Source organism: Bradyrhizobium symbiodeficiens, assembly GCF_002266465.3.
GTDB classification, from domain to species: domain Bacteria; phylum Pseudomonadota; class Alphaproteobacteria; order Rhizobiales; family Xanthobacteraceae; genus Bradyrhizobium; species Bradyrhizobium symbiodeficiens.
The window spans coordinates 1,740,147-1,752,956 of record NZ_CP029427.2; the positions used below are offsets into that span (position 1 = coordinate 1,740,147).

A 12,810-nucleotide genomic window follows, 5' to 3' on the forward strand; every position below is an offset into this window, starting at 1 on the left:
CCTGATCTGGGCAACCGAAACCGGGAACTCATCGCCGCCTCAAGCGCACCCTCCTGAAGTGCCCTCGGCTCTCGCGTCTGGGCTGCCGTTTTAATGGCGGGGGAATTAACTAGAATCGACCGAATTTTCCTGCCGACGCATGACTTTCTGTATTCTGCGTTGCGATAGGCCGCTCGGGTGCAGATTTTTCGAAGGTTTGGCTCCCAGATTGGTAAAACGTTTGCGGAGCGCAATCTCAAACGCTGCCGGCTCAACAGAGTATGCAGACTTGTGCCAGCGTTCAAATCAGCTTCGCGACCAGATCGAGAAATTCTTTGAAGCATGTCTAAATTGCCTTCAGCGGTGCAGCGCCTCCTCTCAACGCCCCCGGTTTTGCTTTCTAGAGGGGCCTTGGGTCACCTGCTTGCCTTGGTCCGGTCGCCTTATCTTCGGCATCGGGGAGCTTATTCTTCATTTCAAGAAGCTGTCGCGGCCGTGCGATCCGATGCGCTCGTTGGCTACAACAACGACGAAGTAGTCATGCATTCCCTTGATTACATGTCGGAACTCAAGCTCGAAGATTATCCGATTTTGTTCTGGCTAGATCGCTTGGCGCCTGAGACCAGCGTTATTCTCGACGCCGGAGGCCATCTGGGAACAAAATACCGAGCGTTTGGCAGCCACCTGCGGATGGGAGACAAGGTCGATTGGATTATCTATGATCTGCCCGCAATCGTCCGCGCCGGACGCCGGCTCGTCGAACAAGGCGAACTGCGCGGGCCTATCTTTATCGATAAGCTATCCCAAGCGCCCGCGGCGAATGTTCTGCTCGCTTCCGGCTTGCTGCAATACCTGGACGTTCCGTTCGACATCTTTCTTAGAAGTTTACCTGCATTGCCGCGCCACTTGCTTCTGAACAAGGTCCAGACGCGGGAAGGAGCGACGGTCTTTACACTTGAAAATTTCGGATGCGCGGAGATTCCGTACCAGATTCGCAACAAGGCGGAGTTCCTTAAGCTGCTGGACGAGTTAGGCTACGATGTTATCGATGAGTGGTCGATTCCGGCGCTGTCCCGAACAATTCAGACACATCCGAAGTTGGGACGGTCAACGAGCCGCGGCTACTATGCGAGATTGCGCGGTGGCTGAGTCTGGCGGCAAATAAACTGGATTTGGAACGGATTTGTTTCGGATTGTTTCTTGGAGCAGGATTGGCGGAGCGAGTATTGTCCAATGAATTATGACGTATTATTGTTGCCATCGCGGCTGGGCCGTCGCAGCTGCGGTGGAAATGGAAGAGCCCCGGCGATATCCAATTTTGTCGGCCGCGGACGTCATTTTTTGTTGCCGATGGTCCGCAATTCGCTGGTTGATACTGGCCATACTGACTTTTGAAAATATTGAGCATGTTCCGGATTGTTGGTTTTCTGGGTCCCAAGTTACCGATGTTTCGCCTCTTCGCTGGCTCGATCGGAAGCCTGGGAGTCGGTATCGTTGCGCAGACTGTAGCTTTTGTCCTTCTTGCCCGTTCCCTTGGCGCGGGTCAGTTTGGCGAACTGACGACGATCAGTGCAGTGACGGCGTTGGCGAACTCGTGGTGTGGATTTGGTCCAGGAGAAGCCTTGCGCCGGATCGTGAGCCGCGACTCAGGCCGATATGCTGAGGCCCTCGGTCACACCCTGACAATGATTCTGGTGACCGGGGCCGTGTTGACGGTCTTGGTTGTCGGGGGAATGCTTTTTGCTTCAACGATCGATCGGGGAGATCCATCGCGCTGGCTGCAGATTCTCTTGCTGCTGGTACCAGTTAACGTGGCGTTTCCTTCCATCTTCAATCTTACCGAGAACATCTTTCTAGCTCGCGGTGATTTCAAGAGAGCTAACTTGATCAATGGCGGTACAGGCGTTGCGCGAGCATGTGCTGCCGTGGCTGCGTGCGGTCTATTCGGTGTTACCTCATTGCAAGGCTGGGCCATGTGGTGGGCGGCGACCCATGTGGTTATTGGACTGGTCTGCCTGGCCATGGTCTGGCGTTTCGGGCGCCCGCATTGGTGCGTTATTCGCCGGGAAGTATGGTTGGGTGGAAGTCTTGCCTTTTCCAGCTTCCTGATCATGCTTCGGCATAGTGTTGACGTTCTCGTGCTGAGTGCGGTCGCACCACCCGACTTTGTTGGAATTTATGGCGCCGGCCGGAGGCTCATTGGAGCAGCGCTCGTCGTGCCAGGAGCGTTTGACCGGGTCATTTATGGAAAGCTTGCGATTGCCGGTCGAGACGGGCCTCTCTCGAGTTTGAGGCTTGCGACAAAATATCTTCCCTATTCGTTAGGCATTAGCGCGACGACCAGCGTTGGCCTCTTCTTGATCGCGCCCTACATGTCCTTGGTGTTTGGCCCAGCCTTCGTCGCGGCCTCGGATGTCGTTAGAGCTCTTGCGTGGACCGTTATTCCGACGGCTGTGCAGTTTCTGGCGTTCGACGCTCTTAACGCAGCCGAGCAGCACAAGATCTCGACGGTCGTAAGCGGGGTGGCAAATGCTGTTGGTGCAATGATGGTCGTCTTGCTGGGTACGGCTTATGGTACGGCGGGTATCTATGCCGCTCTGTACTTCTCAGACCTTACGCGGGGTGGAGGGTTGTGGCTGGCTCTAAATCTCTCTGCCCGCCGGCAGCGTCACATAGAGGCGTACGAGGTATCCGCAAAGTCACGGATATTCGGGTGAACTAAAAGCTCCCGGCTTGGATCGCTGTCGCGAGCGGGCATTGCGAAGAGGCGCTCGATCTCGGCAGAGGTCGTGCCGCGCTCGTGCGCACGCAATATTCGACCTGACCGGCAGACCGCGGTGTGGGCATGCTGGTTCGTCTGGCCGAGCGAAAACGGCAATGTCAGCTGTCCACACCGGCCAATATCATAACCCCAGCCGCAGTGAAGCTCCGTCGAGCACCATCGCTGATTGTACCCGCCACGACAACCGCCGGAGGACGATTTGAAGCAACGAAACCAAATCTGCGACCTCAAGGACGAACTCAAGCTCCACGGCATGAAGGCTGCCATTCGGCGAGATCATGGCACTGCCGTCGAGCGCCACCACGAACCTCAACGCATAGTCGGCGACCTGCTCGACGCGGAGATCAACGAGAAACACGCCAGGTCAATCAAATACCAGCTCACCATTGCCAAGCTCCCGCTCGCCAAGGACATCGCCGTCTTTCAATTCGATGGCACGCCGATCAATCAAAATCTCGCCAATGATCTCGCTGGCGGCGGCTTCGTCGCCCAGCAACGCAACGCCGTGCTTGTCGGCGGCACTGGCACTGGCAAAAATCCACCTAGCCATCGCTATGCCCAGAAGCTAGCATTCCGATCCGGCGCTTGTGGCCGCTTCTACAGCGTGGTCGACCTCGTCAACCGCCTCGACACCGAAACCCGCAACGGACGGCAGGGTGGCTCGCCGAGCATTAAAGCCGCATGGTACTTCATCGTTCTGAACGAACTCGGATATCTTCCTTTTGCTCAGTCCGGTGGCAAGCATCTTTCACCTCGTCAGCCGGCTCGGCAACGTTATAGGAACCTGCGCCCTTCCTCGACATTTGGCGCGTGTGGCCCCGGTGACTAAGATTGCCAAGAGGCAAGCGCGGCACTGCCGCTTGATAATAGCTTTCGCGTGCAATGACCGGTGTATACCGAGAGCAGAAGCCCACGCGGCAAATATCGGCGCGCCGACTTCGCCAGGGTGAACCCGGACGGGGCAATGTCCGGTGCCTGCAATCCTTACCGGTCGCGCGATCCTAGGCAATCGAACTCACGAAATAAGCTTGATGCTGGCGCTGGAGGTTAACGTGCGTCCCCACGCTGCGCTCTTTTGGCATTTTCCTTGCCCAAGCGGTTCCCCAAAACACGGCTTCGCAGTGAAGAGCTGCTTCAGGATGAGTCGAACGATGCAGGACGTGTCCCGTTCCGGTATGCCAGGAAAGAGCTACAGCTGAGCGCGCTGATCACCGACCTGTGGTGGCACGTCGACCTTATGAACTCGGACATTCTCGAAAAAGAGGCTAAGGCGCACGTGTTCGACGCGTGACAACCAAACTATTCGCTGCTTGCATTGAACTTGCGCGCGGATCGAGACAATCTCATCTTGGCGATCAATGTGCTCGAAGAGCGCGCGAGATCGGCTTTATAGGCAGCGTGAGATATGCTCTTCACGAGAATCGTTGACGATGTCGCTGCAAATCCGCTCTTGCTTCGGAATGGGCATCATGCTTGCCGTTTGCCAACCCACGCGAGTGGAGAGACCGTCTCGTATCCACGTCGCTTCCTAACCAGCGGCGCCCTTGATCGGCGGCTTCCATAACGGACACTCTGCAGGCATTCGAAGACAAACGATCGGTCGCTGGCGCGACCTTGGCTCGCCGAAAACGAGATGAGATTGCTGTCATTTCCGGCAGAGGCGCCACTGCTGACGAGGTCGCAGAACAAGGGTACGCGCGGTTGCTGCGGTTCCGCATACAACGAGGTCGAGTGAGCATAACGAGCGGAAAAGCCTTCGCGCAATTGCCGGAGTAACCGCGGTCGGAGACTTCGTTATCCGAGATCCGACGGGCGTCGTGGATGTGTTTGCGCGATAAGCCTATTTGATCGGCGATTGTCGCTTCCAGTGCGGAATCGCTATGGCCAGTGGTAAACGCCCAGCTCGCCAACATCGCGTCGAGTGCAAAGCTTGCCGAGGCCGCCATCGCCGGCCTCAACGGCGTGGTGGGTCTGATCCAAGAGGCGGCAAGAAGCTCAATGAGCCCGGCGGCTGGTTCGAGAACGCAAAGCGCGATGCAAGCGCGGTTGTCGGTGCCGTCAATCGGGTGACCGATCCGGTCAGAAGGTTTCGGACCCGGTGAAGAACACGCTCAAGAGCGCGCGACGCGGTTAGGTTTCCGAAAGTTCGAACCGCCAAAATCCATTGATCAGTGGCCGACGAACGTTGGGCCTGTGCCGTGGACGCCTGGCTCCTGCCCGTAAGGATCTTATGTGCCAGCGAGCACAGCTTGGTCCGATTACTTTCGCGGAAGCAGCACGGCCGGGCACCGCGCGCAGCTACGGCCCCCTATGTTCCCGGCACCTCAGGTTGCCGACATACCACATACGGCACGGGCGTCGGCGGCGACCGGTCGATCGAGGTGCGCGGAGAAGGCCAGATCGCTGGAAAGATGGAAGTGGCGTTAACCGCTGCCAGTGAGCTGATCACCCTAGTTGGTGAAGCGAGGAGGGGGGCGCCACGGCTGGACGCATGAACATCAACGGCCCCAGCTCGCGCGGTGTGAGCAGCCGGACGCCGCGCCAGGCTTCGGCGGCTCCCGCGGGCAACCATAATGACGGTCGCCGCTGAGCGAGACAACTTCGAGGATCGCGGCGCGCGCTTTTCTGCGCGGGTCGTCGTGATGGAAACGGTCTCGGCGACTACCGTGGGCTTCGTCCTCCGGTCGGTGCCGGCCGAGTTGCGTGACAAGATCATCGCCGAATTACGGGCGAACAGCACCGTCCAACCCTATAGATTTTCAAGATCCAGACGGCGCTGAGCACATGGTGTCCTGGACCGAACGCCACGCGCATCACTTGATCGATTAAATCGAGCGCTTAGCTAGCGCGCCTTTAGATCGAAGTGATTTCGGTGCCACGGCAGGCTTCCTGGGACTCAAATCGATCGATGAGTGCCCAATCTCGGCCATAGGCGTGCCCCGCCGTTGCCTTAAAGTCCGGTCAACAGCTCTCGATCTGATACGGCGGACGAAATTGCTGAAGTGGTTGTTTGAGGGATGAATTCGATGTTAGTCTCCACTGAAGCGATCAAATTGATCAGCCTCGCGTCCTACATGGTGGCGGTAGGTCTGACGCTCTCCGCATGCGCGTCCGGTCCGCTGCCGGACGGTCCCATCGCCTGGGACGGTGCTGGCCGAGACCCGAACTTGCCGGAGGTGCACAAGCGCAGACGCCATGTTGCAGCCGTCTCGCCGAAGCAAGATCAGACCGCGGAAGAGGACGCGCTGCTCGCCAGCCTGGAGCCAAGGTCTGCGGAGTGGTTTGCTGCCCAAAGAAAGATCGATGCCGATCGCGACAAACGGCTCGCGGCCAAGTTGATCATCTGCCGGGGCTGCTCGGTTTCCACGACCAAAGCCGAACCTTCCCAGGTCACCGCTGGTTCCACCGAAAGCAGATTGTCCGCACTTCGTTAACTCATTCATCGCGGCCGGCAAACCCCTGTAAGGCCGGTTGGCGTTATGTGGTACTCGGCGCCCGTTTTCGTCTCGCGTCTTTCGATCCACCCATTACGCAGTAGCGTCTTCGGTGTGTTCGGAAGATGCCGGCCTTGCCGGTCGCCGCCGCTGGATTGACCGGCGTGCAGCACGATGCTCGGCTCATCTAGCCGGCCGATGTGATTTCAGCGCCCATTTCTTCTCGGAGCCGGGCTCAGGATCCGCGACTGCTCCATCCCAATCGAACTGCGCCAACAGGTCTCGGGCGATGTGATAGGCGTCCTTCGGCGCAATGTTGGGGTCCTCGGCGATCGTGTCCCCCGGCGTGGTGTAGCTTGCGGCGGGTCTGTGCTGACAAGAGCGCAATCTTCGCACTGTACAAGAGGCATTCGACTTAGTCTCCTAGATATCTCAGGTCTTAAACACTGCTCACAACTCCAATTGGTGCCAGGCTGCGGTCACGGAAGATCAGATTCATCAAATTCCCCTGCGCCAAAGCGCATAGGGATGTCATTCTCGTTGAGGTGGAAGTGGCCGGCCAGCCGAACTTCTTCGGGTCGCTCACGAGAGGCTGGCGACAATAGCGAGATGAACCGCCCCGGGTTTGCCGGAGGCTCCAACTCCTGAGAGGATGGAGCCATGACGAGCAAGACGAGAACAAGTTTTCACCCGAGGTCCGGACCCGAGCGCTTCGGATGGTTCTGGATCACGCCGGCGAGCACCCGTCGCGGTGGGCGGCAGTGACGTCAATTGCGGCCAAGATCGGCTGCACGCCACAGACGCTGCATGACCGGGTCAAGAAGGCCGAGGTCGATAGCGGGCAGCGGGCGAGCGTTCCGACCGAGATGGCCGAGAAGCTGAAGGCCCTGGAGCGAGAGAACCGCGAGCTTCGGCAGGCCAACGAGATCCTGCGCAAGGCAAGCGCTTATTTTGCGACGGCCCCTTTCGGCGAATGAAGACATTCGCCTGTCGGGCGAGGGGAAGCTCGACCGCCGGTCCAAGCCATGATCGCCTTCATTGACGATCATCGTGGGGCGCATGGGGTCGAGCCGATCTGCAAGGTGTTGCCGGTGGCCCCCTCGACCTACCACGCCCATGTGGCCAAACGGCGCGACCCGGCCAAGCTGTCGGCGCGCGCCAGGCAGGATGTCAGGCTGAAGATCGAGGTCCGGCGCGTGTTCGATGAGAACTTCTCCGTCTACGGCGTGCGCAAGGTCTGGCGGCAGCTCAAGCGCGAAGGCTTCGATGTTGCCCGTTGCACCGTGTCGCGACTGATGAGGGACATGGGTTTGCAAGGTGTTATCCGCGGCAAGACGGTCAAAACCACGATCAGCGACAGGCCGCGCCATGCCCGCTGGATCACGTCAACCGCCAGTTCAAGGCGCCAAGGCCGAACGTCCTCTGGCTCTCCGACTTCACCTATGTCGCGACCTGGACGGGCTTTGTCTACGTCGCCTTTGTGATCGACGCCTATGCCCGCAGGATCGTGGGCTGGCGAGCCTCGCGCACGGCGCATGCAGGCTTTGTGCTCGATGCGCTGGAGTAGGCATTGCACGATCGACGACCGGTCCATCGCGGCGGGCTCGTGCACCACAGCGACAGGGGGCAGCCAATACGTCTCTATCAAATACACCGAACGCCTGGCTGAAGCAGGCGTCGAGCCTTCTGTCGGCAGCGTCGGAGATTCCCTATGACAATGCCCTCGCCGAAACCATCAACGGGCTCTACAAGGCCGAGGTGATCCATCGGCGCGGACCATGGCGCAGCTTCGAGGCCGTCGAGTTCGCGACGCTGGAATGGGTCGACTGGTTCAACAACCGGCGGCTCCTGGAGCCCATCGGCAACATACCGCCGGCCGAAGCCGAGCAACGCTACTACACCATGCTGGAACAGCCGGCCATGGCGGCATAACTTAAACCAAATGGCCTCCGGCAAACCCGGGGCGGTTCAGCGGCGCGGCTTCCACACCCCTAACTGATGATATGGCTCGATGTCGGATGCTCTGTTTCTGCCTCCGTTGTGAGATGCCACATCTTCGATCACGTTCCAGCGTCAAGACTCGATCGGCCGTCTCACGAATGCCCGCGGCCGCGCTCCATACCGTCCGCAAGCCACGATGAAGCTGATAGCCATGAGGAAAGACTGTTGCCGAGACAAAACGCGGCACGCCAGCCTCGACGACCGGCGTGCTGACAGCACCTTAGACGTTAATGCGTATATCCATACTGTGAGTAGTGCTTATTGACGTAATAGCTACGATTCTCGGCGTCGTACTTATAGAGCTTGTCCATGTCTACTTTGTTCAGGATTACGCCGAGAGTATTCTCCAAGATACCGGGTGCCCGGCCAAGCGCATGCTCGACAACGTCGATTTTCGTGGCGCCCCATTCGACGACAAACAAATATGCATCGATCAGATGGGTGGTGGCCTGTGCGTCGATCACGGGCGCAAGAGGCGGCAAGTCCACGATGATGTAGGCGTATTCACCGCGCAGCTTATCGATCAAGGTCTTGGTGACCTGTGCGCTCATGATCTCGTTGCTTTGAGCGAAAAGGCCGTTTGTAATCGTAGGTAGGAAAGAGAGATACTTCGACTGATCCGTCCAAACCGCATCCGCGAGTGGTGCTCTTCCCGAGATAACGTCAAGGAAACCGATCTTCGCATTCGGCGCCAATGTGCGCGTGATTGCCGGGTTTCGAAGATCGAAGTCCAGGAGCATGACCTTTGCCCCGGCTGAGGCGATCGTAAGCGCAAGGGAGGCCGCAACGGTGGATTTCCCTTCTCTCGGGAGCGACGACGTCATGCCGATTACCTTGGCGCCTTTGCCCGGACAGTTGAGGTCTATCGACAATTTTATCGTGCGCATCGCCTCTGCGTGGCTCGAAAGAGGAGCGTCAACGCTGGCCCAAGCAGGCCCTTTCGATCGCGTCAGGCAACGTTCGCTCTCTGGAGGGCGCGGCCGCGCTGGGCAATCATCCATCTCCTCTTTCCAGAGTGGAACTGGCGTGATGCAATCCTTCTGAAGTTGTCGCTCAATCTGGCTGACGCTGCGGAATACGTTGTCGGTAAACTCACGAAAAAAAGCGATCGCGCATCCAAGAGCTACGCCAACTCCGAGAATTCCCGCCAGTATCTTTAGAGTCGATTTGAATTCTCGATCCAGGGCAGGGGCTGCACGGGTGATAACCCTTGCCTCTGTGACTGGAAAAGATTTCTGTTCAACTGATTCCAAATACCGCTTGTTCAGATTTTCGTACAGTTCCTTTGTGCTCGTTGCCGCACTCTCAAGTTCGCGCAACCTAACCTGATTGCGGTTGGACGCCTCCGACTGAGAAACTGCCTGAGCAACCTGCGAATCGAGGCTCTTCTCCCTGCGAACCGCGAGGTCGTAGTCGCTCTTGAAGGCTTCACCGACTCGGCGAAGCTCGTCTATCATGGCCGATCGAACCTGCATGGCCTGACTGTGCAGATTGATGACCGCCAAATGGTCGCTTCCGAACTTGGTTGACCACTCTTTTTCCCTGGTGGTCAGGTCGATAAGCTGAGCTCGCAATTTCGCCACCGTGTCGTTGATTGGGACGTCGGTGACGAGAGCATTGGTGTTGTCTGATGCCAGTGCAGACTGGACCACAGCATTGACGCGTTCAAGTCGGGCTTTCGCCTCGGACGATTGTCCTCGCGCCGCCAATAGCTGGCTATTGACCTCCGCGAGCTGCTGCTCGCTCATCAGCCGCCCACCGGTGTCTACAATGTTATTGTTTGCCTTGAACTCCACAACGGCGCGTTGGGCAGCCAAAGTCTGTTGGAGCATGTCCTTGACGCGCCCTTCCAGCCAGGTGCTTACTTGCCGCGTCGCCTGGAATTTTGAATCGAGCTGATCGGCGATGTAGGAGTCTGCAAACGCATTCGCGTATTGCGCAGATTGCTCGGCACTGCGGCTCTCGTAGTTGATCTCGATAATCCAAGCAATGCCAAGGCGCTTCACCGTGAGATGCTTCTGCATGACCGCGAGCAGTTGCCTGGTGTATTCAAACTCCGTCGGCTGCTTTGACGACCCAAAAAAGCCAGCCTGCTGAGGCGGGATGTTGTCAGTTAGGCGAAGCTTCTTGATGACCTCAAGCGCGATCTTTTCAGACTTGAGGATCTCGAGTTGGCTCTCAACCGCCGATGACGAGTCGATGATCAATTCGCCGGCCGGCTGAAACAGCTGAAACTTGGCTGTGTCGATACCCACTGTGGCCGTTGCCTTGTAAACCGGGGGAGCAAACAGGGCATAGAGACCTGCGGCACTCACAGCCAGCACAACGGTGCAACCCAGCACCCACGCCTGGCGGCGCAGAAATCCAAGCACCATCGGGATGTATTGAGCTGGTTGATTTGAGCCAGCAGGTAGGCCGTTGGCGTCCGAGTCAAAGGAGGAAAGCTGATGACCTTTGTTTACATGAAGCATGAAACAATCCAAATTAACTACGGAATGACCGATATAAGATTTAAACAGTAACATGGCTGCAGCGCCTCTGCCACGAGGAACCCGCAGTTTTCAGGCTTAATCGCTGGTGTCTTCGATTAAAGTTAAGGCGTTGAAGGACTGTCGCAATTCCCTAAATGGTTGAATCTGAACCCGATGCGGCTTAAAGCCATGGGGTCTCTTTAATTCAGTGGTTGAGCGGCTTGCTGAGCACGCTTCAACCGGAACAAAAGCATTTCAGGAACTCTGCAATGTCCAAATTCGCGGCGCGGCAACGGGGCGTTGTTGTCGATGGAATATTCCCGTTTAGGGAGAGTTCGCCGTTCCGGTCTCCTCCGACCGCCGCCGAGGTGCATGCGACGCCTGCTGCTTTGCGGATGTTGCTCGGTATCTGTCTAATTTTCTCATTTCCCGCTTTTACGATTCAGTTGGCGCTGAACATGGCGACCGGCCAGTGGGTTGGCTCGCCCATCCTACAGGCGATGACGCTTTTCACCGAGCTACTGGTCTTCTGCGCTATCCTTGGATCGCAGAGGACAAGATCGCTGGTCTTTCAGTGTTGGCCGATCCTGGCGCTGATTATGTTTGCGTTCGTCTCGGCGATTTGGTCCCAAAACCGGGCCGCAACGATTCAAACTGCGAATACCTACATGACGACAGCGTTGCTCGGATTGGTGATCGTCGGGCTGTTGCCGGGATTTCAATCCATCAAATTCGTTGTCAGGATTATGGCGGTTGGATGCCTGTTGAGTATCCTGTGGGTCGTCCTATTTCCCGAAACGGCCATTCACCAACTGAGCGACCCGTACCAAACCGTTCATGCCGGTCTCTGGCGCGGTGTATTCAGTCACAAACAAGGTCTGGGATACTTTTCCGGGCTGACGATAGGACTGTTGTTATTCTACCGCACGTCCATATTCCCGGCGCCAGTATGGGCTTTTTTTCTGATCTGCAGCATCGTCTGCCTAATCGGTTCGGGGTCCGCGACCGGGATGGTGGCTGCGGTGATAGCGCCTGCGTTTTTATTCATGGCATACTTCATTGCCCGTTTGCCACTTCCGTTCCGCCAACCGATGATCGTGAAGTTCGCGATTGGTGTGGCCATCATCGGGCTCGCCTTTCGGCTAGGCATTCTCAATTATGTAATTGTCCAGATTCTCGGAAAGTCCACGGATCTTACAGGTCGGGCCGATTTCTGGCCGATAATCCTGCAAAATTTCTATGCCTCGGGTCATAGTTTCCTTGGCGGTGGTTTTGGAGCAAAGATTGCGGCGGACATGTCGGAGTGGAGCGTCGACAATGGATACGTCGATAAGTTTCTGGAGTTTGGTTACCTGATCACTCCTGTGATTTTTGGGATATTCGTTCTGATCCTCTGGAAAGGGATCCGCCTGGTGGTTGCTAATCCTGGCGGTCAGACGTCAGCTAATATTTTCCCCTTTGCAGTTTGGTGCGTTACGCTCATCCTCAACATTACCGAAAGCAATTTCATGACGAAGTGCCTGAGCACGGTACTGACGTCAGTAGCTGTGGGGCTCATAGTCCAGCAGGCTCAGTTATCTTGGCGAAGGCAGCGGGTCCAGTTTCGCCGCGTCGATTGACATTGGACGATCCGTACCAGCTTCAGCCGGCCCCTTTGGACCGGTTCGTAATCGTGATTGGGCGCCCGGCTTCGCTTCGGGAGATCGGTGTTTCCTCCAGTTTTGCCGCCTTTGGCGTTCCGTTATTTAGCTCCTCAGTTCGATTCTGGAGAAAAAATCTCCAATTCATGAAAATCGGTTGTCTCCGGGCGTTCGGAGTTCGCGGTTTCATTCTGACAGCATTTAAATTGGTATTATGGTAAGGTTAGTTGCTCGATCGGGAGCGAAATCGTCACACTTTGGACAATTCCGGTTCCCAACGCTGCCGCAATAGGCAATTAACCATGTTGGTGTACTGACGCTGGGGAGCGCAGGCAGTCGATCAATTTAGCTTGGTGGGTTTTGGATAAAGGGGGCGGCGGCGTGCTCAATTTAACGAGCGTTGTGGCATTTAAATTTAACTGGCTTCCGGGGTGCCGAGCTCGTGGCGGCGAAATTAAATATTCAATGCCGTCGGTGTCGATTAATCCGCGGATTGGTTTCAT

8 protein-coding genes, 1 pseudogene and 1 other annotated feature are annotated in these 12,810 nt (G+C 57.0%); of the genes and pseudogenes, 8 read left to right on the forward strand and 1 reads right to left on the reverse strand.

The features are described from left to right. Positions 1-390: 390 nt before the first annotated feature. The 7 genes and pseudogenes from CIT39_RS08015 to CIT39_RS08045 all read left to right on the forward strand — a co-directional run bounded on the left by CIT39_RS08015 (position 391) and on the right by CIT39_RS08045 (position 8,127). Positions 391-1,128 (forward strand): TIGR04325 family methyltransferase, encoded by a 738-nt coding sequence (locus CIT39_RS08015; RefSeq protein ID WP_094972828.1) that lies wholly within the window; start codon positions 391-393, stop codon positions 1,126-1,128. Positions 1,129-1,385: 257 nt separating this feature from the next. Beyond that, positions 1,386-2,696, forward strand: a complete 1,311-nt coding sequence (locus CIT39_RS08020) for a lipopolysaccharide biosynthesis protein (RefSeq protein WP_094972823.1) — start codon at positions 1,386-1,388, stop codon at positions 2,694-2,696. A 264-nt stretch (positions 2,697-2,960) separates the two neighbouring features. Continuing rightward, positions 2,961-3,590 carry an ATP-binding protein gene (locus tag CIT39_RS08025; RefSeq protein WP_414645236.1) on the forward strand — a complete coding sequence of 210 codons (630 nt, stop codon included), beginning with the start codon at positions 2,961-2,963 and terminating at the stop codon, positions 3,588-3,590. Between the two features lie 258 nt (positions 3,591-3,848). Next, a complete protein-coding gene (locus tag CIT39_RS08030) occupies positions 3,849-4,052 on the forward strand; it encodes a hypothetical protein (protein ID WP_244607541.1) in 204 nt (67 codons plus the stop codon). A 1,282-nt stretch (positions 4,053-5,334) separates the two neighbouring features. Continuing rightward, complete coding sequence (locus CIT39_RS08035; protein WP_094972825.1) at positions 5,335-5,541, forward strand: hypothetical protein; 207 nt, start codon at positions 5,335-5,337, stop codon at positions 5,539-5,541. A gap of 246 nt (positions 5,542-5,787) precedes the next feature. Further along, on the forward strand, positions 5,788-6,195 hold the full coding sequence (locus CIT39_RS08040; RefSeq protein WP_148667292.1) for a hypothetical protein: 408 nt from the start codon (positions 5,788-5,790) through the stop codon (positions 6,193-6,195). Between the two features lie 716 nt (positions 6,196-6,911). After that, a pseudogene (locus tag CIT39_RS08045) lies at positions 6,912-8,127 on the forward strand (IS3 family transposase). Beyond that, positions 7,180-7,295 (forward strand) — a sequence feature (AL1L pseudoknot). Its footprint overlaps the pseudogene before it by 116 nt. A 296-nt stretch (positions 8,128-8,423) precedes the next feature. Here CIT39_RS08045 and CIT39_RS08050 read toward each other — a convergent pair. Next, entirely contained in the window at positions 8,424-10,721 is a 2,298-nt protein-coding gene (locus CIT39_RS08050; RefSeq protein ID WP_094975893.1) for a polysaccharide biosynthesis tyrosine autokinase, read from the reverse strand. Between the two features lie 215 nt (positions 10,722-10,936). Between CIT39_RS08050 and CIT39_RS08055 the strand changes: the two genes are divergently transcribed. Beyond that, on the forward strand, positions 10,937-12,286 hold the full coding sequence (locus CIT39_RS08055; RefSeq protein WP_094975892.1) for an O-antigen ligase family protein: 1,350 nt from the start codon (positions 10,937-10,939) through the stop codon (positions 12,284-12,286). Positions 12,287-12,810 lie beyond the last annotated feature (524 nt).

Excerpts from the sequence above, each read along its gene's own strand:
- CIT39_RS08020 (WP_094972823.1), top strand. The coding sequence starts at position 1,386 with ATGTTCCGGATTGTTGGTTTTCTGGGTCCCAAGTTACCGATGTTTCGC.
- CIT39_RS08035 (WP_094972825.1), top strand. The coding sequence starts at position 5,335 with ATGACGGTCGCCGCTGAGCGAGACAACTTCGAGGATCGCGGCGCGCGC.
- CIT39_RS08040 (WP_148667292.1), top strand. The coding sequence starts at position 5,788 with ATGTTAGTCTCCACTGAAGCGATCAAATTGATCAGCCTCGCGTCCTAC.
- CIT39_RS08050 (WP_094975893.1), bottom strand. The coding sequence starts at position 10,721 with ATGTTACTGTTTAAATCTTATATCGGTCATTCCGTAGTTAATTTGGAT.
- CIT39_RS08055 (WP_094975892.1), top strand. The coding sequence starts at position 10,937 with ATGTCCAAATTCGCGGCGCGGCAACGGGGCGTTGTTGTCGATGGAATA.